Annotated in this window: 25 protein-coding genes, 1 tRNA gene and 1 CRISPR repeat array; of the genes, 11 read left to right on the top strand and 15 right to left on the bottom strand. The window is 48.7% G+C overall.

Going from position 1 to position 26,550, the window contains the following annotated elements; all coding sequences use genetic code 11:
- Positions 1 to 3: 3 nt before the first annotated feature.
- The 7 genes from infA to rplQ all read left to right on the top strand — a co-directional run bounded on the left by infA (position 4) and on the right by rplQ (position 3,250).
- Positions 4 to 222 (top strand): translation initiation factor IF-1, encoded by a 219-nt coding sequence (gene infA / locus ACTHTK_RS09810; protein ID WP_003684714.1) that lies wholly within the window; start codon positions 4 to 6, stop codon positions 220 to 222.
- Between the two features lie 18 nt (positions 223 to 240).
- Positions 241 to 354 (top strand): 50S ribosomal protein L36, encoded by a 114-nt coding sequence (gene rpmJ / locus ACTHTK_RS09805; RefSeq protein WP_003697674.1) that lies wholly within the window; start codon positions 241 to 243, stop codon positions 352 to 354.
- Between the two features lie 67 nt (positions 355 to 421).
- A complete protein-coding gene (rpsM, locus tag ACTHTK_RS09800) occupies positions 422 to 784 on the top strand; it encodes a 30S ribosomal protein S13 (RefSeq protein ID WP_003749295.1) in 363 nt (120 codons plus the stop codon).
- A 19-nt stretch (positions 785 to 803) separates the two neighbouring features.
- On the top strand, positions 804 to 1,199 hold the full coding sequence (gene rpsK, locus ACTHTK_RS09795; RefSeq protein WP_002216249.1) for a 30S ribosomal protein S11: 396 nt from the start codon (positions 804 to 806) through the stop codon (positions 1,197 to 1,199).
- Between the two features lie 19 nt (positions 1,200 to 1,218).
- Positions 1,219 to 1,839 carry a 30S ribosomal protein S4 gene (gene rpsD, locus ACTHTK_RS09790; protein WP_039863983.1) on the top strand — a complete coding sequence of 207 codons (621 nt, stop codon included), beginning with the start codon at positions 1,219 to 1,221 and terminating at the stop codon, positions 1,837 to 1,839.
- A 25-nt stretch (positions 1,840 to 1,864) separates the two neighbouring features.
- Complete coding sequence (locus ACTHTK_RS09785) at positions 1,865 to 2,851, top strand: DNA-directed RNA polymerase subunit alpha (RefSeq protein WP_003749298.1); 987 nt, start codon at positions 1,865 to 1,867, stop codon at positions 2,849 to 2,851.
- A gap of 24 nt (positions 2,852 to 2,875) precedes the next feature.
- On the top strand, positions 2,876 to 3,250 hold the full coding sequence (gene rplQ / locus ACTHTK_RS09780) for a 50S ribosomal protein L17 (protein WP_036493502.1): 375 nt from the start codon (positions 2,876 to 2,878) through the stop codon (positions 3,248 to 3,250).
- A gap of 113 nt (positions 3,251 to 3,363) precedes the next feature.
- Positions 3,364 to 5,906: a CRISPR direct-repeat array (repeat unit 36 nt; unit sequence GTTGTAGCTCCCTTTCTCATTTCGCAGTGCTACAAT).
- A 63-nt stretch (positions 5,907 to 5,969) separates the two neighbouring features.
- Here rplQ and cas2 read toward each other — a convergent pair.
- From cas2 to ACTHTK_RS09740, 8 genes are all read right to left on the bottom strand, one after another.
- A complete protein-coding gene (cas2, locus tag ACTHTK_RS09775) occupies positions 5,970 to 6,296 on the bottom strand; it encodes a CRISPR-associated endonuclease Cas2 (RefSeq protein WP_036493500.1) in 327 nt (108 codons plus the stop codon).
- A complete protein-coding gene (gene cas1, locus ACTHTK_RS09770) occupies positions 6,289 to 7,203 on the bottom strand; it encodes a type II CRISPR-associated endonuclease Cas1 (RefSeq protein WP_311477062.1) in 915 nt (304 codons plus the stop codon). The genes cas2 and cas1 overlap by 8 nt, the downstream gene beginning before the upstream one ends.
- A 66-nt stretch (positions 7,204 to 7,269) precedes the next feature.
- Positions 7,270 to 10,518 (bottom strand): type II CRISPR RNA-guided endonuclease Cas9, encoded by a 3,249-nt coding sequence (cas9, locus tag ACTHTK_RS09765; RefSeq protein WP_440378592.1) that lies wholly within the window; start codon positions 10,516 to 10,518, stop codon positions 7,270 to 7,272.
- Between the two features lie 269 nt (positions 10,519 to 10,787).
- Positions 10,788 to 12,212: an alanine/glycine:cation symporter family protein gene (locus ACTHTK_RS09760; protein WP_101756299.1), complete on the bottom strand. Its 1,425-nt coding sequence runs from the start codon at positions 12,210 to 12,212 to the stop codon at positions 10,788 to 10,790.
- Between the two features lie 262 nt (positions 12,213 to 12,474).
- Complete coding sequence (gene lysS / locus ACTHTK_RS09755; protein WP_440378591.1) at positions 12,475 to 13,986, bottom strand: lysine--tRNA ligase; 1,512 nt, start codon at positions 13,984 to 13,986, stop codon at positions 12,475 to 12,477.
- A 429-nt stretch (positions 13,987 to 14,415) separates the two neighbouring features.
- Positions 14,416 to 14,991: a hypothetical protein gene (locus ACTHTK_RS09750; protein WP_440378590.1), complete on the bottom strand. Its 576-nt coding sequence runs from the start codon at positions 14,989 to 14,991 to the stop codon at positions 14,416 to 14,418.
- Positions 14,992 to 15,128: 137 nt separating this feature from the next.
- On the bottom strand, positions 15,129 to 16,571 hold the full coding sequence (gene aldA / locus ACTHTK_RS09745) for an aldehyde dehydrogenase (RefSeq protein ID WP_440378589.1): 1,443 nt from the start codon (positions 16,569 to 16,571) through the stop codon (positions 15,129 to 15,131).
- A gap of 300 nt (positions 16,572 to 16,871) precedes the next feature.
- A tRNA-Lys gene (locus ACTHTK_RS09740) sits at positions 16,872 to 16,947 on the bottom strand.
- Positions 16,948 to 17,129: 182 nt separating this feature from the next.
- On the opposite strand from ACTHTK_RS09740, the gene ACTHTK_RS09735 reads away from it, so the two are divergent.
- Positions 17,130 to 17,561, top strand: a complete 432-nt coding sequence (locus tag ACTHTK_RS09735) for an Ag473 family lipoprotein (protein WP_440378588.1) — start codon at positions 17,130 to 17,132, stop codon at positions 17,559 to 17,561.
- Between the two features lie 63 nt (positions 17,562 to 17,624).
- Here ACTHTK_RS09735 and ACTHTK_RS09730 read toward each other — a convergent pair whose 3' ends face one another.
- Together ACTHTK_RS09730 and ACTHTK_RS09725 are read right to left on the bottom strand one after the other, a co-directional pair.
- Positions 17,625 to 18,599, bottom strand: a complete 975-nt coding sequence (locus tag ACTHTK_RS09730; protein ID WP_049330771.1) for a TerC family protein — start codon at positions 18,597 to 18,599, stop codon at positions 17,625 to 17,627.
- 33 nt (positions 18,600 to 18,632) lie between these two features.
- Complete coding sequence (locus ACTHTK_RS09725) at positions 18,633 to 19,082, bottom strand: CopD family copper resistance protein (protein ID WP_049330770.1); 450 nt, start codon at positions 19,080 to 19,082, stop codon at positions 18,633 to 18,635.
- A 254-nt stretch (positions 19,083 to 19,336) separates the two neighbouring features.
- On the opposite strand from ACTHTK_RS09725, the gene ACTHTK_RS09720 reads away from it, so the two are divergent.
- Positions 19,337 to 19,549, top strand: a complete 213-nt coding sequence (locus ACTHTK_RS09720; protein ID WP_003684747.1) for a glycine zipper 2TM domain-containing protein — start codon at positions 19,337 to 19,339, stop codon at positions 19,547 to 19,549.
- A gap of 63 nt (positions 19,550 to 19,612) precedes the next feature.
- Here ACTHTK_RS09720 and ACTHTK_RS09715 read toward each other — a convergent pair whose 3' ends face one another.
- The 5 genes from ACTHTK_RS09715 to ACTHTK_RS09695 form a co-directional block, all read right to left on the bottom strand.
- A complete protein-coding gene (locus ACTHTK_RS09715) occupies positions 19,613 to 20,533 on the bottom strand; it encodes a hydrogen peroxide-inducible genes activator (RefSeq protein WP_049330768.1) in 921 nt (306 codons plus the stop codon).
- A gap of 3 nt (positions 20,534 to 20,536) precedes the next feature.
- Entirely contained in the window at positions 20,537 to 20,800 is a 264-nt protein-coding gene (minE, locus tag ACTHTK_RS09710) for a cell division topological specificity factor MinE (protein ID WP_003680625.1), read from the bottom strand.
- Positions 20,801 to 20,803: 3 nt separating this feature from the next.
- Positions 20,804 to 21,619, bottom strand: coding sequence for a septum site-determining protein MinD (gene minD / locus ACTHTK_RS09705; RefSeq protein WP_108700195.1), 816 nt, complete (start codon positions 21,617 to 21,619; stop codon positions 20,804 to 20,806).
- A 26-nt stretch (positions 21,620 to 21,645) separates the two neighbouring features.
- Complete coding sequence (gene minC, locus ACTHTK_RS09700) at positions 21,646 to 22,365, bottom strand: septum site-determining protein MinC (RefSeq protein ID WP_371493053.1); 720 nt, start codon at positions 22,363 to 22,365, stop codon at positions 21,646 to 21,648.
- A 147-nt stretch (positions 22,366 to 22,512) separates the two neighbouring features.
- A complete protein-coding gene (locus ACTHTK_RS09695; protein ID WP_440378587.1) occupies positions 22,513 to 23,748 on the bottom strand; it encodes an FAD-binding domain-containing protein in 1,236 nt (411 codons plus the stop codon).
- Positions 23,749 to 23,874: 126 nt separating this feature from the next.
- Between ACTHTK_RS09695 and ACTHTK_RS09690 the strand changes: the two genes are divergently transcribed.
- A complete protein-coding gene (locus tag ACTHTK_RS09690; RefSeq protein WP_440378586.1) occupies positions 23,875 to 24,732 on the top strand; it encodes an ATP-grasp domain-containing protein in 858 nt (285 codons plus the stop codon).
- A gap of 370 nt (positions 24,733 to 25,102) precedes the next feature.
- A complete protein-coding gene (locus ACTHTK_RS09685) occupies positions 25,103 to 26,494 on the top strand; it encodes an alanine/glycine:cation symporter family protein (protein ID WP_107724216.1) in 1,392 nt (463 codons plus the stop codon).
- Positions 26,495 to 26,550 lie beyond the last annotated feature (56 nt).

Raw genomic sequence — 26,550 nt, 5'->3', positions numbered from 1 at the left:
CTTATGGCTAAAGAAGATACCATACAGATGCAGGGTGAAATCCTTGAGACTTTGCCCAATGCAACGTTTAAAGTAAAACTGGAAAATGATCATGTAGTACTTGGTCATATCTCTGGAAAAATGCGAATGCACTATATCCGTATTTCTCCAGGTGATAAGGTAACAGTTGAATTAACTCCTTATGATTTAACCCGTGCTCGGATTGTTTTCCGAGCAAGATAAACGATAAAAGGAAATAAAATGCGTGTACAACCTTCTGTAAAGAAAATTTGTCGCAATTGCAAGATTATTCGTCGTAATCGTGTAGTTCGCGTAATTTGTACTGACCCACGTCACAAACAACGTCAAGGTTAAGAAGCTAGTTTTCTTAACTATTGATTTTGTGGTATAGTGACATACTTTGCCCTAAAAAGGAAAAAATATGGCTCGTATTGCAGGGGTAAATATCCCTAATAATGCCCATATCGTAATTGGCCTTCAGGCTATTTATGGTATTGGTGCGACTCGTGCTAAATTGATTTGTGAGGCAGCAAATATTGCTCCTACTACTAAAGCAAAAGATTTGGACGAGGCTCAATTAGACGCTTTGCGTGAGCAAGTTGCTAAATATGAAGTTGAAGGCGATTTGCGTCGTGAAGTAACGATGAGCATTAAACGACTGATGGATATGGGTTGCTATCGCGGCTTCCGTCATCGTCGTGGCTTGCCTTGTCGTGGTCAACGCACTCGCACAAATGCTCGTACCCGTAAAGGTCCGCGCAAAGCGATTGCCGGTAAGAAATAAATTTTAAGGAATTTGATTAATGGCTAAAGCAAACACAGCTTCGCGTGTACGTAAAAAAGTACGTAAAACCGTAAGCGAAGGTATTGTGCACGTTCATGCATCTTTCAACAATACCATCATTACAATCACTGACCGTCAAGGCAATGCATTGTCTTGGGCTACCTCTGGCGGCGCTGGTTTTAAAGGTTCTCGTAAAAGTACACCATTTGCAGCACAAGTTGCAGCAGAAGCAGCTGGTAAAGTTGCCCAAGAGTATGGCGTTAAAAATTTAGAAGTTCGCATTAAAGGCCCTGGCCCTGGTCGCGAATCTTCTGTACGTGCTTTAAACGCTCTTGGTTTCAAGATTACCAGCATTACTGACGTTACCCCGTTGCCTCATAACGGTTGCCGTCCGCCTAAAAAACGTCGTATTTAATATTGGAGTGATTTAAAACATGGCACGTTATATTGGCCCTAAATGTAAATTAGCACGTCGCGAAGGTACGGATCTGTTTTTGAAGAGTGCACGTCGCTCTTTGGATTCCAAATGTAAAATGGATTCTGCACCTGGTCAACACGGTGCGAAAAAACCACGTTTGTCAGACTACGGTTTGCAATTGCGTGAAAAACAAAAAATCCGTCGTATTTATGGCGTATTAGAGCGTCAATTCCGTCGTTACTTCGCGGAAGCAGCTCGTCGTAAAGGCTCTACCGGTGAATTGCTGCTGCAATTGCTGGAGTCCCGTTTGGACAATGTCGTTTACCGTATGGGTTTCGGCTCTACTCGCGCCGAAGCACGTCAATTGGTTTCTCACAAAGCTATCGTCGTAAACGGTCAAGTTGTTAATATCCCTTCTTTCCAAGTTAAAGCAGGTGATGTTGTAGCTGTTCGTGAAAAAGCTAAGAAACAAGTACGTATCCAAGAAGCATTGAGCCTGGCTACTCAAATTGGCTTGCCAAGCTGGGTATCTGTTGATGCCGACAAATTGGAAGGCGTATTCAAAAATATGCCGGATCGCTCAGAATTGTCTGGCGATATTAATGAACAGCTGGTGGTAGAGTTCTACTCTAAATAATGCTAGCTCAATGAGGGACAGTTAAATGCAAAATAGCACAACCGAATTTTTGAAACCTCGTCAAATCGATGTAGATACTTTGTCTTCCACTCGGGCCAAGGTGTCTATGCAGCCATTTGAACGTGGTTTTGGTCATACTTTAGGTAATGCTTTGCGTCGTATCTTACTGTCATCCATGAATGGCTTTGCCCCAACTGAAGTAGTTATTTCCGGCGTATTGCACGAATACTCTACTATTGATGGTGTTCAAGAGGATGTTGTTGACGTTCTCTTGAACATTAAAGGTATCGTATTTAAGCTTCACGGTCGTAATCAAGTTCAGTTGACTTTGAAAAAAGCAGGTGCCGGTGCTGTTGTAGCCGGTGATATTGATTTGCCACATGATGTGGAAATCATCAATCCTGAACATGTTATTTGCCACTTGTCCGACAATGGTCAAATCGACATGGAAATTAAAGTAGAGCAAGGTCGTGGTTATCAATCTGTTTCAGGTCGTCGCGTATTGCGTGATGAGAACAAACAGATTGGTGCGATTCAGTTGGATGCGAGCTTTTCGCCCATCAGTCGTGTTAGCTTTGAAGTTGAACCTGCACGCGTAGAGCAACGTACGGATTTGGATAAATTGGTTTTAGATATTGAAACCAATGGTTCTATTGATCCAGAAGAAGCTGTACGTAGTGCCGCACGTATCTTAATTGACCAAATGTCTATTTTTGCAGATCTGCAAGGTACTCCGGTTGAAGAGGTTGAAGAAAAAGCGCCTCCTATCGATCCTATCTTGCTGCGTCCTGTGGATGATTTGGAATTAACCGTACGTTCAGCTAATTGTCTGAAAGCTGAAGATATTTACTATATTGGCGATTTGATTCAACGTACTGAAACCGAGCTTCTCAAGACCCCTAATTTGGGTCGTAAATCTTTGAATGAGATCAAAGAAGTGTTGGCCTCTAAAGGTCTGACATTAGGTTCCAAATTAGAAGCTTGGCCGCCTGTAGGCTTAGAAAAGCCGTAAGTTTGAAGATTAAAGGATAATGACATGCGTCATCGTAATGGCAACCGCAAATTAAACCGTACTAGCAGCCACCGCGCTGCGATGCTGCGCAATATGGCGAATTCCTTGTTGACTCACGAAACCATCGTGACAACTTTGCCGAAAGCAAAAGAATTGCGCCGCGTAGTTGAACCCTTGATTACTTTGGGTAAAAAACCATCTTTGGCAAACCGTCGTTTGGCTTTTAACCGCACTCGCGATCGTGATGTTGTAGTTAAATTGTTTGACGAATTGGGTCCACGTTTTGCTGCTCGTAACGGCGGCTATGTTCGTGTACTGAAATACGGTTTCCGTAAAGGTGACAATGCTCCTTTAGCATTGGTTGAATTGGTTGATAAAGCAGCTGATTCTGCTGAATAAGCAAATTGATATGAAAGCACTACCTATTTAGGTAGTGCTTTTTTTATTTAGGAAGTCTCTATTTTATTTTGCAACGCTACAATTTTATTGTTTCATTCAATGGGGTGAATATAGTTGTAGCCCCCTTTTTCATTTCGCAGTGCTACAATAGCAGAGGCGGTCGATATTTTGACGGTTGAGTTGTAGCTCCCTTTCTCATTTCGCAGTGCTACAATACGCCTGCGGTGTTGTCCCCAAGCCTGCCAGTTGTAGCTCCCTTTCTCATTTCGCAGTGCTACAATAGCCGCATTAAACGGCGCATTTGCTTAGAAGTTGTAGCTCCCTTTCTCATTTCGCAGTGCTACAATCCGCCCAGTCTGCAAAACGTCCTCGAAGTTGTTGTAGCTCCCTTTCTCATTTCGCAGTGCTACAATCGAATATTGGCCGCCCGCTTCTGAGCCTCAGTTGTAGCTCCCTTTCTCATTTCGCAGTGCTACAATTCACGCTCCCGATTAGGCTCGTCAGCTCGAGTTGTAGCTCCCTTTCTCATTTCGCAGTGCTACAATACATCATCCCAAACCTATGAAAGGACTGATGTTGTAGCTCCCTTTCTCATTTCGCAGTGCTACAATGAAACCGACTTAATCTCAAGCGGAATTTGCGTTGTAGCTCCCTTTCTCATTTCGCAGTGCTACAATTTGGAGCATGGCAAGGCGCAATTGGTCGATGTTGTAGCTCCCTTTCTCATTTCGCAGTGCTACAATTACACCGACCGTCTTTAGGCGCGTTAAGTGGTTGTAGCTCCCTTTCTCATTTCGCAGTGCTACAATCGCAATCAATCAGCATTTCAAAAACTGGAAGTTGTAGCTCCCTTTCTCATTTCGCAGTGCTACAATGCTTTGTCATAACCCCGTTACAATGTCATTGTTGTAGCTCCCTTTCTCATTTCGCAGTGCTACAATCTTAATCTTGTGTTTACGTCCGACGGCTTCGTTGTAGCTCCCTTTCTCATTTCGCAGTGCTACAATCCAATATGCCGGCCATGTCTCCGATTATTGGTTGTAGCTCCCTTTCTCATTTCGCAGTGCTACAATCGATTTTTTGGCTTTGGTAATCCTTGCTAAGTTGTAGCTCCCTTTCTCATTTCGCAGTGCTACAATTTTCTATAAGTTATTGTTTTTGCTAAGAAGTTGTAGCTCCCTTTCTCATTTCGCAGTGCTACAATTGAAACGAGCGCGTGAGAAGCAGACGGACGGTTGTAGCTCCCTTTCTCATTTCGCAGTGCTACAATCATGCTGCTTTGCAACGCACGCTGGCCGCAGTTGTAGCTCCCTTTCTCATTTCGCAGTGCTACAATGGCGCGGTTTGCGCGGTGCGCTGAATCAATGTTGTAGCTCCCTTTCTCATTTCGCAGTGCTACAATTGGCGGTGTCGCCTGATTTGTTGACAATGCGTTGTAGCTCCCTTTCTCATTTCGCAGTGCTACAATGTCTTTACTATCTTTCAGTACTTGTTGAATGTTGTAGCTCCCTTTCTCATTTCGCAGTGCTACAATCTCCTTAACAGTCATGCGGTCGACATCATCGTTGTAGCTCCCTTTCTCATTTCGCAGTGCTACAATTACGGAATATGTTCAAGATGTAACATTTATGTTGTAGCTCCCTTTCTCATTTCGCAGTGCTACAATTTTCCTTTATATCTATTTCGCCGTCGTCGTGTTGTAGCTCCCTTTCTCATTTCGCAGTGCTACAATACAACCGGCACTTATTGACGGTAGTTGGATGTTGTAGCTCCCTTTCTCATTTCGCAGTGCTACAATCAAAGTTTGCATCTCATCAAGTAAAGAAGCGTTGTAGCTCCCTTTCTCATTTCGCAGTGCTACAATCTGACCCATCTCCCTGTCGCCTCGGAGGAGGTTGTAGCTCCCTTTCTCATTTCGCAGTGCTACAATAATTTGGAACTGATTTAGAAAATACTTACCGTTGTAGCTCCCTTTCTCATTTCGCAGTGCTACAATTATTTCGACGAACCATAAGCGATATTAACGGTTGTAGCTCCCTTTCTCATTTCGCAGTGCTACAATATTTCTGGTACGCTTATACCGACGATGGTAGTTGTAGCTCCCTTTCTCATTTCGCAGTGCTACAATAAAAATCCGAAACAAAAAAAATAAGAGGGTGTTGTAGCTCCCTTTCTCATTTCGCAGTGCTACAATTGCTATTGAGACGGTTTGATACCATACTCAGTTGTAGCTCCCTTTCTCATTTCGCAGTGCTACAATTGTTCTGCTCTTTCGTCCAAAGCGGCTAAAGTTGTAGCTCCCTTTCTCATTTCGCAGTGCTACAATAGCCTTTGCTTTAAAAGCTATCAAGTAATTGTTGTAGCTCCCTTTCTCATTTCGCAGTGCTACAATCATCCGGGGTTTATGCCGGTTGCTCCGCTGGTTGTAGCTCCCTTTCTCATTTCGCAGTGCTACAATCGACCTTCCCATATTCAATCACATGTTCAGGTTGTAGCTCCCTTTCTCATTTCGCAGTGCTACAATAAGTTTAGTTTACTTGCTGCTGTTCCAGGTGTTGTAGCTCCCTTTCTCATTTCGCAGTGCTACAATACCGTAGAAAACACTTCACCTACATTTTCCGTTGTAGCTCCCTTTCTCATTTCGCAGTGCTACAATACCTCAACGGGAAATCCTTATTCTATAAGGGTTTCCCGTTTTATTTAGTCTGAAAAAATGGCTTTAAAATAATAATAGTTGGTCTGAATTGACCCTTTTTTCTTGGGTTTTTAGCTCCCCCAACAGCAGTTTCATGGTGGCAAATTGCTTTTCTGTTACTTCCAAACAGCGGATTGAGCCTTCTTGTGGCAGGTTTGCACATAGTCTATTGTGGTGTTTTTGCAACGAATCTCGACCTTTGACAATACGGCTGTATACGGAAAGCTGGAGCATTTGGTATCCATCTTTTAATAAAAACTGGCGGAATTGATTGGCGGCTTTGCGCTTGGCCGCTGTGGTAACCGGTAGGTCGAAGAAGACGATAATCCTCATAAATTTGGCCTCACTCATATTGGTATTCTTTCAATGGCAAGATTTCAGGCAATTTCAGCTGTTTGGCGTTTTTGGCGGTTACGCTGGCTTGAAGTGAAGAAATCATTTTGTCGATAGCGGCCAAGGTGCTGAAGTGTTGCCGTTCGATGCGGATTTGACAGTGAAGGGTCTTGATAAGGTTTTGTTTGATGCCGGGGGTCAAATCAGTCTTCAGACGGCCTTGTTCATGCAAATGTATAACGACCAGGTCGGCCAGTGGGCGTAAGGGTTCGATAAAGTCATCGGCGAGGTTGAATGGATTCAGTTCGCTTCTATGAAACAAGCCTAATGCAGGCAACCAACCATATAAGGTCAGGGCGCGTGCAACTGCTGCACGGAGTACGGCGTAGGTGTAGTTCAATGCGGCATTGACGGCATTGTTATCATTACGGGTAAACTTTTCTCCAAAAATGGCTTGGAAGTAGAGGGCGGCAGCTTGGGCTTCACGGTTTCCGGTATCGCCTGAACGGACTTCGACTGCCAAAGTGCGCAGCCGTTTGGCTGCAAGATCATTGCCTGTTTCGTCTGCGACAAATGCTTGATTTAGGATTTTTTGGCGGACGATATGTTGCCAGAGTTGCTTTTTTAAGGGCTCGCTTATATTCAGTTGCAGCTTGAGGATTTTGAGCTGGCGGTGATATTGGGCATAAGGTAGCCATTGTCCGCAGGGCAGGAATTGCTCGTCACATGTCAGCAGGGTTGCACCATGCTCAGCTAAGGCCGATAGGAGCGGGGCAGTAATCAGGGTTTCGCGGTTTTCGATGATGATAACGGCGATGTCTTCTAATGGTATGGTATGGGACTCGCCGTTTTGTTGAATCAGCAATTGCCGGCGTTGCAAAGATAATTTGCCGCCGTTTTGAATAAGCAGGCTGCGCCAAGTCATGTTTTTCCCCTTATTTGTATATAAAAAATCCCTGCTTCAGGCCGTCTGAAACAGGGATGGATTAATTTAACGGACAGGCGGGCGTTTTTTCAGACGGCATGGTCTGATTTCTTTACCCAGTTCGTCAATTTGGTATTTTTGGAATGAAAGGGCGGTTTTGACACCAACACTTTGGAAAATGCCGTTTTTCCCTTTGGTGCTATCCGTATCATGTGTACGAATATCAATTGCTCCTGTGGCTCTATTTAGGCTGATGAAATAGCCTAAAAATTCATTTTTCTTAGCAGTTAGCTTAATCAGATCATTCGCATAAAGTACAAACTTAAACTTAAAACTATCATCCATTACCGTCCAATCTTCTTCATCTTTTCCTTGTACAACAGCCCTGTCCGGCAAAATCCCTTTCGCTACCTGCCAACTGTAAATCGGGACCAGATAATACTTGCCGCCTTTCTCAAATACATCTACGCGCACCATGGTTGCGTTGTCGGCAATGCCGTTATGGTTGCGCACCCATACGCCGGTTTTCTGTACTTGCTCTACGCGTACGGCTTTTACCTGTTGGGTGCGGTTGCCTGCTTTATCGTATTTGTAAAACGGCTCGGCAAAGGCTTTGGCCGGGTCGTCTTTATGCACTTCCAGCCGTGCTTTCAGCGCTTCGTATAGTTTGGGTTCGCGCTCCCGATTGACCATTTTTTCCAAGTCTTTCAGTTTTAACTGTGTTAGCGGTACGCGCAACACGCTGATGCCTTCGTCCAGTCGTTTGGCAGATTTGACGGTCTCCATATGGCCTTGCCCGCTCATCTTCCGATTGGGCGCGCGTGAAACAAACAGTGGCGTCACGTATTCGTGTACGGCTTCGGGGCGGGAAGATAATTTTTCGGCAAGCAACGCGCGCAGTTTTTCGGGGGTATCCGCTTCTTCAAATTCGGGTTTGCCGTCCGGTTTGCCGAAGACGCGAATCATGACTTCTTGTGCGAAAAATTCCCAAGGTTGCGGGAAGTGTGTTTTTTGATGCAGTACTTCTCCTGTTTCTTTATCTATGGTTTTACCGTCAAACGCATTCATCTCTTTATAGCGTACAAAACGGGTAATTTTCTGCTGCATGGCAACGGTCGAGCAGGCAACGACGACGGCGTCCAAAGCATGATGGCGGTCGTTTTCCGCACGCACTTTGCGCAATCCCCAAAAGCCGCGCAACAGATTGGTAATTTGTCCATTGGAGGCAAAGACACGTCTTTTCCCTTTACCTGTTAGCAGCATATGGTCGGCAATAAATTGGCACAGGAAACGGTTGACGTAGCGCGTATCGTTCAGATTGCGTTCTTTGAAGCCGTCTTCGTCAAATTTTTGCAGCAGAATCCGTTGTTTTTTACTGCGCGGGAAACGGCTGGTTTCAACACGCGCTTTAAATTCCTGCCATTCGCGGCTGTTGTCTTTGCCGTTGAAGTATTCGTAAGGGGTTTGGTTGCCTTTGTTTTGGTTTTCGCTGCCCAATACCAGCACTTTATTGTTGAAACTGTCGTCCCATGTGCGCGAGAACGGCAGGGCATGGTCGATTTCTACATAGCCTTTTTCGTTCAGACGGCCTAAGTTGATTTCTTTGCCCGAATACAGGCATTTGCCGTGTTGTTGCTCGTACAGGCGCAGTTTCAGAATATCTTTGGATTTGGGTTCGCCGATAAAATTGGGGAAATACTCTCGGAATTTGGCGGCGGCTTTTTCCCGGTCTTTACGGTTTTCTTCTTGGCGTTTTTCGATTTCTTTGCGGTCTTTAAACGATTTACCTACTTCTCTTGCCGTTTCAATATGGATACGCGCAGGGGAGCCGTAACGGCGTACAACGGCGTTAATGACTTTTCTGGCTTGAGATAAGGCGCGCAAAACGACGGGGTTGCGGATTTCGTCGGCGGGAATCGGCGGCAGATAAATCTTTTCTTCCGTATTCTTCTTGCCGTAATGGTCTCCGTAGATTTCGGCGCAGGCTTCGTCGTAACGTTTGCCTTGCTCCATTAAAGGCACAATTCGGCGCAAGGCTTTCAAGGAAATTTGGATGAACTTATCGAAGCTAATGTGTTTCAACAACGCTTCTAAGATTTCAGGCTGAACACGGTCTTTCAGACGGCCTGTAATGTCTTCATCGGTTTTAAACAGGGAGAATGCCGTGCCGATTTCATCTTGTAATTCGGGCGAAAGGTTTAATGGGGATTTTTTGTCTTTCAATCCTTCTTTTTCCAGCGCACGGCTGATGGCGTGGTAAGCCTTCATTTCCATCAGTGTTGAGGCTTCGGCATTGTCTTTGCCGTAACGCAAGCCTTTGAAGAATGCCGTATCGTCTAGATTCAAAAGCTTACGGGCTTGTGCGTAAGTTAATTTGGATTTTCTGTATGGCTCGTCCATAAGCATGGCGCGTTCGGTATCGGTCAACGGCCGCTCGCTGCCTTGCTCTAAAATACGCAGGTTGTTCAGCTTGGTCAGCCAGATGAAACGTTCGGCTGTGTAGGTGTTTTTAGCGGCTTTCGGCTCTGTCGGTTCGAAGGTGCAATGCCCCAACATTTTTTGAATGGCATCGCCGGACAGGGCAGGGCGTTGCGCCATCAGCAGGGTTTCAATACCTTCTTTAAGGCCGTCTGAAACATGTGGATTGCTGAATTCTTTTTGTTTTTCAAACAGTAAATTCAGCTCTGCCTGCAAATCTTTGCGGCTGAATGTATGCGAATAATCACCGAGCTGGTTGCGGATATGGCCGCTTTCTTTCTCAAATTTATTTAAAGCCAATTCGGCTGGTGTGCGGAAATCGCCTGTTTGTAAGGCATGGGCATTGTCGGCTACGCCTTTGAGCAAAGCGCCAAGTTCCTTGTCGGCAGTTTCGCCCTCATTTTTTCTTTGCGACAAATAACCGCGGTGTTTGATTAAATGCAACAAGACTGCCGACCACTCCAAAGGCGTCAGTTTGCGGTCTAATGCGGCTGCGCGAAGTTGCCATGGTGTATTCGGTAAGGATTTGACCAAGCCGTTTTCATAAAAATCGGCGGCTTGTAATACGCCTTCGCGTTTCAATAGGCGGCGGGCCCGAAGCAGGCGGTGGGCGCGACGGCGGGTCAGACGGCGGACGCTACGTGCCAAGCGTCTTGCCGCTGCGAGAGAGTCGCCTGTTTTCGGTACTTCCGCACGCTCAAATACGCGCACGCCGAAATCAATCAGGCGGATGGGGTTTTCTTCTTCATCAATTTCTACCATTGCCCAGCCGACGGATGCGATGCCGATATCGAGACCGAGGATGTAGTTGATTGGATTGGGTTTGAAGGCAGTCATCAGTTTCTCCGTAATGTGATGTTTGGCAAGTATAAATATATCCTAGGTAAGTATTAACATGCAAATGAAATGCTTGACTGGGTACCGATTTGGAATTAGAATCTGTCCATATTGTTGCACTGCGAAATGAGAAACGTTGCTACAATAAGGCCGTCTGAAAAGATGTGCCGCAACGCTCTGCCCCTTAAGGCTTCTGCTTTAAGGGGCATCGTTTTGTCTAAATGGCAGGGATTAAAAAGGCCGTCTGAAATTTCAGACGGCCTTTGGTTTTACCAGATATCGGATTTGATTTTGCGTTTCAAGCCAGGGTGTTCGGAGAGTTTGAACTCTGGGTCTTTGCCCATTTTCAGCTTGGCTGTGTAGTCTTTCAACAGCAGGAAGGCAAGTGGGGACAGGAGCAGGATGGCAACGAGGTTAATCCATGCCATGATGCCCATGGCCATGTCTGCCATATCCCATACCAAGGGTACGTTGGCAACTGCACCGAAGTAGACCCATGCCAAAACCAGCATACGGAAAACGGCGGTAATCAGCCAATGGCTCTTGATGAATTGGACGTTGGACTCAGCATAGGCATAGTTGCCGATAACGGTTGAAAAGGCAAACATAAACAGGATGGCGGCAAGGAAGCCCGCGCCCCATTCGCCTACCTGGCTGACGATTGCCGCTTGGGTCAGCGCCGCACCGCTCAGGTCGCCGTAAGGCTGTTGATAGGTCAAGACGATAAAGGCGGTGCATGAGCAGACGATGATGGTATCAACGAAAACGCCCAGCATTTGAATCATGCCTTGGGAGACGGGGTGTTTCACTTCGGCTGCGGCTGCGGCGTTCGGCGCGGAACCCATACCCGCCTCATTGGAATACAGGCCGCGTTTGATACCCTGCATCATGGTGGTCGAAATCAGACCGCCGAGGAAACCGCCTGCAGCCGAATCGAAGTTGAACGCGTTGGAGAAAATCTGACCGAACACATCAGGAATTAGGGAAATATTGGTAGCAATGATGAAGAGTGCTATGACGAGATATAAAACCGCCATCAGCGGAACGATAATTTCCGCGGCTTTAGATACGCGACGGATACCGCCGAAGATAATCGGGGCAGTCAGAATGACCAGGGCGACACCGACATAGTGTTGATCCCAGCCCCATGCCGCTTTGGTGGTATCGGCGATGGTATTGGTCTGTACGGCTTCAAATACAAAGCCGAAACAGAAAATCAGGCTCAGGGCGAACAAAACGCCCAGCCATTTTTGTCCCAGGCCTTGAGTTATGTAGTAGGCAGGACCGCCGCGGAAGTGGTGGTTGTCGTAGTCCCGGACTTTAAAGAGTTGGGCCAGTGAAGATTCGACAAACGCCGAACTCATGCCGATTAAGGCAGTTACCCACATCCAGAATACCGCGCCCGGCCCGCCGAGTTTGATGGCAATCGCCACACCGGCGATGTTGCCCACACCTACGCGGCTGGCCAAGCCGGTAACAAATGCTTGGAACGGTGTGATTCCGTGCGGATCATCACCTTGTTTGCGACCGCCTAGCATTTCTTTGATACTGCGGCCGAAGAGGCGGAATTGTACAAAACCGGTGGTAATGGTAAAAAATAGGCCTGCGCCTAAAAGCATATATACCAATCCCGACCACATTGGGTCGTTGATGGCGTTTACCCAGCCGTGAAGCTGTTCGAAAAATTGATCCATACAAACCTTTCAGAGTTTCTGCATTTTCAGACGGCCTGTGTGTGTGGGCTGCCTGTAATTGGATGTATTCTAGCAGACTGTCAACAAATTGAAAAACGTTTACATATTCTTTTTTATATTATCTTTTTGATTATCATGTAATTTTATTATTATGGTGTAAAGGATTTATTGATTTTAATTTTCCCATTTTACATATTTGAACAAAAAGGCCGTCTGAAAACAGAGTCTTGTTTTCAGACGGCCTTGATTTTATTTCAATGTGTTATTCAGGACGCATTTGCGGGAACAGAATCACGTCGCGGATGGTTTGCGAATCGGTCAGCAACATTACCAAGCGGTCGATGCCGATGCCGCAACCGCCGGTCGGTGGCAGGCCGAATTCCATGGCGCGGATGTAGTCGGCATCGTAGTGCATGGCTTCGTCGTCGCCGGCGTCTTTTTGCGCCACTTGCGCTTTGAAGCGTTCGGCTTGATCTTCCGGATCGTTCAACTCGGAGTAGCCGTTTGCCAGTTCGCGGCCGACAACGAAGAGCTCGAAGCGTTCGGTCAAACCCGGTTTGCTGTCGGATGCGCGTGCCAATGGCGATACTTCGACAGGGTAGTCGATGATGAAAGTCGGGTTCCACAGTTTGCCCTCGGCGCAACCTTCAAACAGGGCGAGTTGCAGGCTGCCGATGCCCGGAGACGGAGGCAGGCTTTCGCCGTGTTTGACGATTTCTTTTTTCAGCCATTCTTCATTGTTCAACTGCTCATCGGTGTAGTGCGGATTGTATTTTTTGATGGCACCGAGAATGGTCAGGCGTTCAAACGGGCTTTCCAAATCGACTTCTTTGCCGTTGTAGCTGATTTTTGCCGTGCCGTTTACTGCGCGGGAAGCATTGCGGATGATGTCTTCCGCCATTTGCATCATGCGTTCGTAGTCGGAGAAGGCTTCGTAGAATTCGATCATGGTGAATTCAGGGTTGTGGCGCACGGACATGCCTTCGTTACGGAAGCTGCGGTTGATTTCAAACACGCGTTCCAAGCCGCCGACAACCAGGCGTTTCAGATACAGCTCGGGAGCGATGCGCAGATAGAGCGGAATGTCCAAGGCATTGTGGTGGGTAACGAACGGTTTTGCCGTCGCACCGCCTGGAATCGGGTGCATCATTGGGGTTTCAACTTCCAAATAATGCTCATTGACCATGAAATTGCGCACGGATTGGATGATTTGGCTGCGTTTGATGAAGGTATTGCGTGATTCTTCGTTGGCAATCAAATCGACGTAGCGTTGACGGTATTTGGTTTCCTGATCGCTCAAGCCTTTGTGTTTGTCCGGCAGCGGACGTAGGGATTTGGACAGTAGGCGGATGTTGGACACGCGCACGGTCAATTCGCCGTGGTTGGTTTTGAACAAAGTACCTTCCGCACCGATGATGTCGCCCAAGTCCCAGTGGTTGAAGTCGTCCAAAACTTCTTGGCTCACGCCTTTGTTGTTCAGATAAAGCTGGATTTGACCGGTAACGTCTTGAATGGTGGCGAAACTGGCTTTGCCCATCTGACGTTTGAGCATCATGCGGCCGGCCACTTTGACGGGAATGCCTTGCGGGTCGAGTTCTTCTTTGCTGATTTCACCGTATTGGGTGTGCAGGTCGGCGGCAAAGCTGTCGCGTTTGAAATCGTTAGGGTAGGCGTTGCGTTCTTTGCGGATGTTGTGCAGTTTCTCGCGGCGCAGGGCGATGATTTGGTTTTCGTCCAACTGCGGCTCGATTTGCGGATTGTTTTGTTCGCTCATGGTGTTTTCCGGAAAAATGAGTCAGGCTGCCGGAGTTTTCAGACGGCCTGAATAAAGTGAAAAATTGGCTCTATTTTACGCGATGTCGGTGTTTTTTTCTATAAAGGCAGAAAGGCCGTCTGAAACCTGAACTGCCTTCCCAAACTGTATTTTTGTGATCGGCTTGTCGGCGATGAAGGGGTTTTGCGGTGGTCGGTTATGATTTTGGACTGAAGGGTTTGAGTGCGCCGATGCCGCTTTCCTGACAGGCGGTTATCCAACGTCGCAGATGGGTGCGCGAGATGCGCTATTGATCTGTGTACGTGGGCAGGTAGTGGAATACGGTTTGGTATTTGAAGTGTAATGTATATTGGGTCATAAAAAACTGCACCTTGTTAGTTGGAGGGAGCAACTTTTGGGTGCAGTTCATTCTGCCTAATATCGTGTTCTTCAATTATCAAAACCTCTGGATTTAGATACGGAAATTGCTTCAATACGTGCCGTTTGATGGTAACGCCGAGTTTGATTCGGTGCTCCACCTTTACCCGGATAAATCCCTGCCCCCTGTTCTACTATAAATCCGAAATGTTTCGGTTGGCGGGCAAATGTTGCGTATTCACGCGCTTTGATTTCTGATAGTTGGATTCCTTTGACTTTGCCCAGCTTGGCTTCTGCGTCTTTAATCTTCATGCCCGGGTGTACACCTGAAGCCGTGTGACAGGTAGGAGAATCGGTTTCCAAAAAATTAATTTTTTTATGCAGTTTTATAGGGGTATCAGGATCATCTTCCCCATCTTGAGAAGCGAAAACCAAGATGTCTTTAGACAGTGCGATGGCAACAAAAGACACGCCATCGGCATCGCTTGTTTTATCCATTTTTGCTTTCGGAAGTTTCTGTTTTACCTGCTTCAAGTTTTGCCCCAATTTAATTCCTCCGATACTGTCTTTTTGAATCAAACATTCGGCAGCAGCTGGCATAGCAAGACCCAAGATCAACGCGCTCATTATTCCGATTTTGTGCAACATGGTTACTTTCCTATTTAATAAAAATTAGTTATAAAAAACTGCACCTTGTTAGTTGGAGTGGCAACTTTTTGGGTGCAGTTTAACCTGAAAAATCAGTTTTAGACGGCCTTTTGTTTCATGAAGGGCCGTATCGGCAGTTAGATATCGGTTTCCAAATAAACGACTTGGGTTTGCAGATATTCTTCCAAACCGTGTTTACCGTCCGCGCCGCCGATGCCGGATTTTTTCCAGCCCGCGTGGAAGCCCTGCATGGCTTCGAAGTTTTCGCGGTTGATGTAGGTTTCGCCGAATTGCAGGCGGCGGGTGACGTAGAAGGCTTCGTTCAGGTTGGTGGTGTACACGGAGCTGGTCAGACCGAATTCGCAGTCGTTTGCCAAGGTGATGACTTGGTCGAGCGTGTCGAAAGTGGAAACGGGCAGGACAGGGCCGAAGGTTTCTTCCTTCATGATGTCCATGTTGTTGTCGGTGTCGGTCAACAGGGTTGGCTCAAAGAAATAGCCGCGTCCTTCGGCGCGTTTGCCGCCGCAAACCAGCGTCGCACCTTGTTTGACGGCGCGTTCCACTTTTTCGGCAACGGCTTTGACGGCGCGTTCTTCAATCAACGGGCCCATTTCCAGTGCGCCAGGTTCGGCCTCAGCTGGATTGCCGTAGCGCACGCCTTTCATGGCGGCGGTCATTTTTTCGATAAACGCGTCTTTCAGGCTGCTGTGGACATACACGCGTTCGGCGCAGTTGCAGATTTGGCCGGTATTGCCCACGCGTGAAGCCAAGATGGATTTGACGGCCAGATCCAAGTCGGCATCTTTCAGAACGATGGCAGGGGCTTTGCCGCCCAGTTCCAGTGAGACTTTGGTAATGTTGGCGGCGGCAGCTTCCATCACTTGACGGCCTGCATCGACAGAACCGGTCAGGCTGACCATATCGACTTGCGGATGCGATGCCAAGGCGTTGCCGATTTCTGCGCCCGGGCCGTTGACGACGTTGAATACGCCGGCCGGTAAGCCTGAGGCATGAACGATTTCAGCAAAAATGTGGCAGTTAATCGGGGTAACGCTGCTTGGTTTGACGACGATGGTATTGCCGGTTACCAAAGCCGGGCCCATTTTGCGGGCGATTAGGAAGAATGGGAAGTTCCACGGCAAAATGCCGGCGATCACGCCTAAAGGACGTTTGAACAATAAAATGTTTTCGCGCGGGCGGTCGCTCTGGATGATTTCGCCTTCATAACGGCGCGCCCATTCGGCTTGATAATCGAGATAATCGGCAGTAAACATGACTTCTATGCGTGCCAAATCTTTGGTTTTGCCACCTTCGGCAACAATAGTATCCGTCAGCTCGTCGGCACGTTCGCGGATGCCTTGGGCAATTTTGCGCAGGTATGCGCCGCGTTCAACGGCAGGCAAACGCTCCCATGAAGTTTGTGCATCTCTGGCCGCGGCAACGGCACGGTCAACATCGGCTTTTCCGCCTTTAGGCTCACGCGCGATGACTTCTTCGGTTGCTGGATTCAATACATCACGCCATGTGCCGTTAAAGTCGGTTTCAAAGCGGCCGTTGATATACATAGACAGTTGTTTCATCAAACCTTCTCCTGTTGTTGTAGTTGGATGTAGTTTTAGTCTATGCCTAAATTGTCTGGCATACAAGAGGATTTGGCATGGGTTGATGATAGGTGTTTGGAAGTTTTTAGAAAAAGGTGATGGGTGAAGAGTTGGGTTTGATTGATTCAAGAGGTTTGTGATGCTTTGAGTTGCATCTATAACAGCATTGTGGCAAAGCTCGAATATTATTGATGTTGATAATAAGGGAGGTATCAAATGAAGAAAGGCTTGATGGAGAATATAAAAAAACCTGCTTTTTTCAAAGCAGGTTTTCATATTTGGTGGGTCGTGAGCGATTCGAACGCTCGACCAACGGATTAAAAGTCCGCTGCTCTACCGACTGAGCTAACGACCCGATGAGCTGTGCATTATAGGGAGCTTGTTTCTTTTCGTCAACTGTTTTTTTGAAATTTTTTTCAAAAAACGTAAACCGGCTGTTATTTGGCGTTAATTCTCCCGTTTTCGAGTATTAATTATGTTATGATTTTCTAATCTGTCAGTTCTGATGGATATTTTTTAGACCAAAGGATATACAACATGAAAAAATTATTGATTGCTGCGATGATGGTGGCTGGTTTGACTGCTTGTTCTCAAGAGGCGAAACAGGAAACTCAAGAAGCGGCTTCTGCCGTTGCTTCTGATGTGAACGCTGCTGCCGAACACGCGGCTTCTGCTGCCGATGCTGCTGCTTCCGAAGCTAAAGGCGCTGCTGAACAGGCTGTTTCTGACGCTAAAGAAGCCGGTGCCGATGCGAAGGAAACTGCGGAGAAAGCAATTTCCGATGCTAAAGAAACTACCGGTAAAGCCATCGATGGTGCTAAAGAAGCCAGCGACAAAGCCTTGGACGATGCAAAAGCTGCTGTGGGCGAAGCTAAAGACGCTGCCAAAGATGCGGCTAAAGATGCTTTGGGTAAAGCTGCCGATGCAACTCAAGAAGCTGCCGACAAATTGAAAGACGCTGCTAAATAAGCTGGTGTTTGATATTTGAAAAGGCCGTCTGAAATGTTCAGACGGCCTTTTTATATCGGCAGATTATTTTTTCTCTTGCTGACGCGTGTACACCAAAGAAGTCAGGATGGACGCGCCCAGTGCGCCGAAGACGACGGACAGGGAAATGGAAATCGGGATATGCACCCAGTGCATAATCAGCATCTTGATACCGATAAAGCTCAATACGAAGGCCAAGCCGTATTTGAGGAAGATAAAGCGTTCGGCAAAATCCGCCAGTAAAAAGTACATGGCACGCAGGCCCAAGATGGCAAAAATGTTGGAAGTGAGGACGATGAAAGGGTCGGTGGTTACGGCAAAAATAGCGGGGATGCTGTCCACGGCGAAGATGACGTCGCTCAATTCGATCATAATCAATACTAGCAAAAGCGGTGTAGCGATGCGTTTGCCGTTCTCGATGGTAAAGAATTTTTCACCGTCAAACTGTTGGCTGGTCGGGATGACTTTTTTGAGTAGGGTCAGGATTTTGTTTTGGGAAAGGTCTTCTTCAGCTTCGGCTTCCGGCTTCATCATGTGAATGCCGGTGTATAAGAGGAAGGCGCCGAAGAGGTACAAAATCCATTCAAATTGTTGTACCAAGGCTGCGCCGATGAAGATCATGATGGCGCGCAGGACGATGGCGCCGAATACACCATAGAGCAAGATGCGGTGTTGGAATTTGGGTTCGACTTTGAAATAGCCGAAAATCATCAGGAAAACGAAGATGTTGTCGACTGCAAGGGATTTTTCGAGCACATAGCCGGTGAAGAATTCGAGGATTTTTTCTTTGGCGACAACAGCACCGTAAGCCGGGTTGCCCGCCAGTTCGAAATAGAGCCAGCCGGCAAATGCGCAGGATACGGCCACCCAAATGCCGCTCCAAGCGAGGGCTTCTTTGATGCTGACTTTGTGGGCGCCGTTTTTTTTCAGCGATACCATATCGATGGCGATCATGATTAAGACGGCAATAAAGAAGATGCCGTAAAACATCGGCGAGCCGACGGACGGGTATTGGGTCATAAACAATCCTTGTGTGTGGGGTATGGGTAAGGTTTACCAAGACAGGTAGAACATTGCTTTGGCAAAAAAGACGATAAACAGCATATGGCTGAATACGACGGCGTGTATGTATTTCGACCAGCCGACGGTGAGGGTGTGCCGTGCCATTTTGACGACGGCGATGGCAAAATGTACCAAAACGCTTATTGCCAACAGGATTTTGATGCTCAGCATGATGCCGAAAGAGCTGTCGAATGGGTGGTGCAGTATCGGCAGGTAGCGGTTGTACACCATCACGATGCCGCTGATGAACAAGGTAATGACGACAGGCGGCATTACGCGAACGGCACGATAGGACATGGCACGTTCGACTTCGCGGCGCGATTCGCGCGAAACGCGACCGGTGTGCAAAACGGAGAGAACCAGCATTTCGAAAAATACGCCGCCGACAAAGGCAATCGCGCAATAAACGTGGATGATGTGTGCCAGTGCGTAGATACTCATGACGGGTGTTTCCGGTAATTCAGACAAGCCGTCATTGTATCACTACCGAATGCGGTTGATGTATGCGCAATTTTATGCCAAATATATTAAATTTTATAAATATTCTATTGGAATTGCCGTTTATTTTTGAAGTTAACCGTTCATCAAGAGCGTTATCTTAGTTTAATCTGTCTTTACTTATCAGAAAATATATTAATGAAAGGTTGTGCCATACTGCTCCATATAAAGCTTAACCCCTGATGGAGAATCAAACCATGAAGAAAACTTTTGCAAAAACTGTGACCTTGATCATGCTGGCCGCTTCTTTGGGTGCGTGTGCCAATATGACTCAAACCCAGCGCAACACTGCTGCTGGTGCGGTATTGGGTGGCGTGGCAGGTAACTTGATTGGTGGCGATACCGGCTCTACCTTGGGTGGTGCGGCTTTGGGTGGTGTTATCGGCAGTCAGGTTCATACCCGCTACTAATCCTTTATTCGGTTAAAAATAAAAAGGCCGTCTGAACATTCAGACGGCCTTTTGTTTTGCGGTTTATTCGTTGACGAAGGTTACGCCGGTCAGTTGCGATTGTAAAATGGCAGTGCGCAAAGCAGTCAGTGCTTTCGGACGGACAAAGTTGCGGCGATAGGCCAAAACGACACGGCGGTGCGGTGCAGTGCCTTCAAACGGGATAATGCTGAAAAGCATATGGTCGTTTTCGGTCAATGCGGTAGCCGGCATGACGCTGATGGCCAGGCCGCTGGCAACCATGTGGCGGATGGTGTTGATGGAGCTGCCTTGCAGGGTATTGGTCAAGCCCTGGATTTTTTGCTTGGAAGCTAATTCGGAACAGCTTGCCAACACTTGGTCGCGCATACAGTTGCCTTCGGACAGCAGCAACACTTGTTCTTCACCCAAAAGCTGAGGCGTAACGGCATCGAGTTCTTCAAAGTGATGTCCTTTGGGAACAATGACGAAGAAAGGTTCGTCATACAGAGGCTCGGTCACGATGCCCGGCTCTTGGAACGGCTCGGCAACGACGATTGCATCGACATCGCCACGTTTGAGCGACTCGGTCAGGATGTGGGTATAGTTCTCTTCCAGCATCAGCGGCATTTTCGGCGCGGTTTCACGCAGCGCGGTAATGAGCTTGGGCAGAAGGTAGGGGGCAACGGTGAAAATCAGGCCTAGTTTGAACGCACCTTCCAATTCGTTTTGCTCTTCATTGGCAAGGTGCTTGATGAGTTCGGCTTCTTCCAAAACCCGTCGGGCTTGGGCGACAATGCGCTCGCCCGCTTCGGTCGTGATGATGTCGTTGCTGCTACGGTCGAACAGGGATACCGACAGCTCTTCCTCCAGCTTTTTGATGGCGATGGAGAGGGTGGGCTGGCTGACAAAGCAGCGTCGTGCGGCACGTCCGAAGTGACGTTCTTGTGCGACGGCTACGATGTAACGCAATTCGGTCAAGGTCATGTGTTAAGCCTTTTTTTGTTCCGGCAGGGTGATGTTCAGCTCAAGAACGTCTAAGCCGTCTTGTTTTTCTTGGGAGATGCGGATATCGTCCAATGATACGTTGACGTATTTGGACAGGACTTCCAACAACTCTTTACGCAAGGTTGGTAGATAATCCGGAGCTTGGCCTTCTTGTGCGCGCTCTTGCGCGATGATGATTTGCAGGCGGTCGCGCGCGACGGTGGCGGTTTTCGGCTTTCTGCCGAACAGCATATCGAGCAGTGACATGTATTAACCTCCGAACAGTCGTTTTAAGAAACCTTTTTTCTCGGCTTCAAGGAAACGCATTTCGCGGTTTTCACCCAAGAGGCGGGCAATAACGTCTTTGTAGGCTTCGGCTGCGGCGGCATTGTCTTGGTGAATGACAGGTTCGCCGGCGTTGGAAGCTTGCAGAACGTTTTGTGATTCAGGAATCACACCGATCAACGGAATACGCAAGATGTCGCAGATGTCTTGTACAGACAGCATTTCGCCTTTAGCCACGCGCTCAGGGGAGTAGCGGGTAATCAGCAGGTGCTCTTTAACAGTGCCGCCTTGTTCGGCTTTGCGGGATTTGCTTTGCAAAATGCCCAAGATGCGGTCGGAGTCGCGGACGCTGGATACTTCAGGGTTGGTGGTAATGATGGCTTCGTCGGCAAAGTAGAGTGCCATCAGTGCACCTTGTTCGATACCGGCAGGGGAATCGCAGATAATGAATTCGAAGCCCATTTTTTCGCTGGACAGCTCTTTCATCACGTTGTCCACACCTTCGCGGGTCAACGCGTCTTTGTCGCGGGTTTGCGAGGCGGGCAGGATGTAGAGGTTTTCGCAGTTTTTGTCTTTAATCAGGGCTTGGTTGAGTGTGGCTTCGCCTTGGATGACGTTGATGAGGTCATACACGACGCGGCGTTCGCAACCCATAATCAGGTCGAGGTTGCGCAAACCGACGTCGAAGTCGATTACGGCGGTTTTGTGGCCGCGCAGGGCTAGGCCGGTTGCGATGCTGGCGCTGGTAGTGGTCTTGCCTACGCCGCCTTTACCTGAAGTTACTACGATGATTTTGGACACGATATTTCCTTTTTAAGTACTGATGTTTATTCGGCGTCGATTGCGCTGATAACCAGTCGGTTGTCTTGCAATGATACTTGTACGGGTTTTTTGTGCAGATGCTCGGGCAGGTCTTGCTCGAAGTTGCGGTAGATGCCGGCAACGGAGACTAACTCGGCCTGCATGGAATGGATGAAGATGCGCGCGTTGGTGTTGCCTTTCGCACCGGCCAACGCTCTGCCGCGCATGGGGGCGTAAATATGGATGTTGCCGTCGGCGATAAGTTCTGCGCCTTGGCTAACGATGCCGGTAACGATGAGGTCGCCGTTTTCAGCGTACACCTGCTGGCCGGTACGCACGGGCGTGCTGACCAATACGGTCGGATTGTTGATGACGGTGGCCTGTACGTCTTGCGGCTGTGGTGCTTGGCGCGGAGCAGGTGCTGCCTGTGTGTCGGCTGCCTGGGTGGCGTTGCCTTGTTTGAAGACCAAGTGGTAACGCGCCGCCGCTGCCGCCCAGGTATCGCTGGTGTGGTGCAACCCTAAAATTTGCATGCCGTAACGGGCAAACAGGGAAATCATGCCGCCCAAATCGATGGATTCTGGATGGTCGAAATCTTGTACGTCTAAAATGAAGGGAACGAATTCGTCTTGGGATTGGCCTGCCAGTTGGCGCAGGAATTCTTCCAATTCGGTTAGATCTGCGGTGTGCAGATGGATGGATAAGACGTCCAAACGTGACGTTTTTATGTCGAATGCGGGTTTCATTGTAATGAAATAATAAAATTTTTTAATGACGTAAGTTTACCGTGTAAATCTTGGCTATTCAATCTGTTTGGCCGTCTGAAACCAAAATATTTTGTTTGAACGTTTTTCAGCTGTATTTAGTGTGGTTTTTTGGTGTGAACGCAGGTTTCAGACGGCCGTGGGAAAGGGATAGCCGTGTGTGTCGATGTCGTCGGCGGCGGCCCACGGCGTGTGGATGAGGGTGGACGGCAGGTGCGCCAATTCGGGGAGGTAACTGCGGATGTAGCTGCCGTCGGGATCGATTTGATGCGAACGGTGGGCATAGCGGACGGTGGCCGTGTCTTGGGCGGCAAGGTGCCAGTTGGCTTGGTTGAGCGCAGGGTCGGTGCCGGTTTGGACGGAGGCTGTCCACGCGATGCCTTGGTTGGGGTTGAAGTTGAGGGCATGGCAGAAATAGTGGGCGCACAGCTGCTGGAGAACGGGGTGTAAGTGGCCGGTGGCTTCGAGGCCGCGGATGGAGGCGTCGATGATGGGTACGCCGGTTTGGCCGCGTCGCCAGTATTCGCGTATCGGGGCGGCATCGGTTGTTTCGGGCAGGCGGCGGTGGTAGGCGAGCTGGTAGCAGTAGTCGCGGAAAATAAGTTTGTCCAGCCACTCGAAATATCGGTTTGCCAAGCCTTCGGCAGCCAGCAGACGCGGTGAAATGCAGCCTGCGGACAGGAAGGCATTGAGTAGGCTGGTGTTTTTTCGTGCCGGAAAGTTTTGGGTAATCGGGTAGTGAACCAAATTCTGTTTGAACGCGTGCCATTGCGTTAAGGCTGCGGTTTCGCCGCCCTGTTGATAGGCAGGCAATACTGCGCCGGTATAGGCTGGAAACAGTGGAATGTTTTGTCCGGTTTGAACAGGCAATTCGGTTTCAGACGGCCTTTGTCCTGAATAAGCCTGCAACCATGCTTGTTTATAGGCAGCAAAATCGGTGTAGGGCAGGCCGTTGGCATCCATGAGGGGGGATTTGGCCAAAATGCCGCGGTCGTTGGCGTGTTGCAGGGCAATGCCTGCTCGGTCGAGATTGTGCCAGAGGTGGTTGTCTTGGCGGATTTCGGCTTCGGTATAGGCTTCGTCTGTGATGACGGTATGGGCATTGAGCGCAGCAGCCAAGGGGAGGAGGTCTTCGTCGGAAGCGACGGCATATAAAGGAATATGGTGTGCCGCCAGACGGGTGTGCAGCTCTTGTGCGGCTTGATAATGAAACAGGCTTTGACGCGGATTGTGGTTTTCAGACGGCCTTTGGCTGACCCAGACGCAGGCAATGGGCAAACCGCTTGCAACGGCGGCATTAAGCGCGGCATTGTCGTGCAGGCGGAGGTTGCGGCGGAACCAGACAAGGACGTGGGCAGATTTCATGAGCATGTTCCGACGGAAAAGGAGAAAACCATTTTATCAGAATCGGCCTCATGTATCAGGCCGTCTGAAAAATCTTTTGGTTTGATTTCGCTATATAATTTTGGTTTTAGCGACGAGGCGGCAACCATGACCGAGCAAACCGTTTTGGCACTCATTACCTGCCAAACTTATCCCGAACCATCGGACAACCTGAAAACATTGGCGGCATGCTTGGAAAGCATGGGCGTGAAAACCGTATTTGATGCGTGGCAAAACCATCCGTCCGCGCCGTTTTTGCTGCCTTTGTGCGCATGGGATTATGCCGCCGAACCCGAAGCCTTCCGCCAATGGTTGGAACAAGCCGAGCAGGCGGGGCAGCGTTTTATCAATCCGCCCGAGCTGATGGCTTGGAATATGGAAAAGACTTATTTGTGCGATTTGGTGGCGCGCGGCACGCAAGTGATTCCCAGCGTGTTCGTTCCGCCGCAAAAAGCCGTATTGGCCGACATCCTGAACCAACAAGGCTGGACGGAAGCGGTCATCAAGCCGGCATTCGGGCAGAGCGGCAAAGGCGTGGTCAAAGTTTGTGCGGAGGAATTGGACGTGAACATGGCGGATTATCCGCAAGGTATGATTGTTCAACCTTATATCCGCGAAATCGAAACGGTGGGCGAAACCTCGCTGGTGTTTTTCAACGGCATATTCAGCCATGCCGTGCGCCGTCAGCCGCCGCAAGGCGAATGGCGCGCCAACTCTGCCTATGGCGTGTCGGTGTTCGGTATTGAGCCGCCCGAGTTTGCCATCAGTGCCGCGCAAGACGTACTGGCCGCTTTGTCGCAAATGCCGGTTTATGCCCGAGTGGACGGAACATTGGTCGGCGACACCTTCCTGCTCAATGAATTGGAACTCATCGAGCCCGCCCTGTATTTGCACACCAGCGAAGGCGCAACGGAACACTTTGCCCGAGTGTTGGCGCAGTTGCTTGGGCAACATTCATCAACCTGACTTTATCAATATAAATAGCAAGCCTCAGGCCGTCTGAAAACCATCTTTCAGACGGCCTGAGGCTTTTTTAAACAAGATTTGCGTGTTTGTATTTTTCAATAATGTGTCATTTGTCGATTGTGTCATTTTAATTGTTGCAGTCTTAATTGATGGTTGATTAACTTTTATTTGGCATTTTATCTCGGCCGCAGCCTTTGTTTTTAGCGGATTGTAAACAATCCGGCCGGTCTAAATAGATATCTTTTTAGGGTAAAACCTCAAAAATCTTTTTAAAAAGAAAGATATTGTCTTATTGAATATTCTGTGCTGAAATTACATGACACTACAAAAAAGTAGTGCATAAAAAATAAAACAGACAAAGGAGAAAGCCATGCAAATGTTTTTAGACAATCTCAAAGCCTTTTTCGAAACCATTAGCGGCTGGGTCTGGGGACCTATTATGTTGATGCTGCTGGTCGGTACGGGCATTTTGCTGACCGTTTTGCTGAAAGGTTTGCAGTTCACCATGTTGGGTTATGCGCTGAAACAGGCGTTTGTGCCGTCAAAGAAGCATGAAAACGGCGAAGACCATGAAGGCGATATTTCCCATTTCGCGGCGTTGATGACCGCGCTGTCGGCCACCATCGGTACGGGCAATATCGCTGGCGTGGCGACTGCGGTGGTAACCGGCGGCCCGGGCGCGGTATTTTGGATGTGGATGACCGCCGTTTTCGGCATGGCCACCAAATACGGCGAGGGCGTGTTGGCGGTGAAATACCGCGTGACCAACTCCAAAGGCGAGATGTCCGGCGGCCCGATGTATTACATCGAAAAAGGCTTGGGCAAAAACTGGAAATGGATGGCCGTCGCGTTTGCCCTGTTCGGCACATTCGCTTCCTTCGGTATCGGCAGCTCGGTGCAGTCCAACTCGGTTGCGCAGGCAGTGCAAACCAGCTTCGGCGTCGAGCCTGCCTACACCGGCGTGATATTGACCGTATTAACGGCCATCGTGCTTTTGGGCGGCATTAAGGGCATCGCCAAAGCCGCGTCCTTTATCGTGCCTGCCATGGCCGTATTTTATGTAGTGGGCGGTATTTCCATTATTGTCGTGAATTCTGACGCACTGATGCCTGCCGTCAAACTGATTTTCTCCGATGCGTTTAGCGCGCAAGCTGTGGCCGGCGGTGCCATCGGCACGGTCATCCGCTACGGCGTGGCACGTGGTGTGTTCTCCAATGAAGCGGGCATGGGTTCTGCGCCGATTGCCGCCGCCGCCGCGAAAACCGACCACCCCGTCCGTCAGGCATTGGTTTCCATGACCGGTACGTTTTTGGACACCATCGTTGTCTGCTCGATTACCGGTATCGTGTTGGTTATGGGTCTGCTCGGCGCAGGCGGCGAGTTTGTCAAACCTGAATTGAGCGGCGCGGCGCTGACAACCGTCACGTTCCAAAAAATGCTGCCCGGCATCGGTGGCTGGATTGTTACCATCGGCCTGATTTTCTTTGCCTACTCAACCATTCTCGGCTGGTGTTATTACGGCGAGAAATGCGCGGTGTACGTTTTCGGCGAACGCTTTGCCGGACTGTACCGCGTGGGTTACGTCTCTTCCGTCATGCTGGGTACCGTATTGAGCCTTGATTTGGTGTGGCTGGCTTCGGATACGTTCAACGGCTTGATGGCATTGCCCAACCTGATTGCGCTTTTGTTGATGGCGAAAGTCATCGTCAATGAAACGCGCGACTTCAAACAAAAAATCAAAAACGGCGAATTGCCGCATTGATGTCCAAGGCCGTCTGAAACGGAACATTCAGACGGCCCGATGGATATCAGTTTGTT

Origin of the sequence: Neisseria sp. P0006.S009 (assembly GCF_051962915.1) — a bacterium.
GTDB lineage: Bacteria > Pseudomonadota > Gammaproteobacteria > Burkholderiales > Neisseriaceae > Neisseria > Neisseria subflava_E.
Note: the sequence above shows the minus strand (reverse complement) of the source record. Positions and strands in the feature narration are given on the sequence as shown.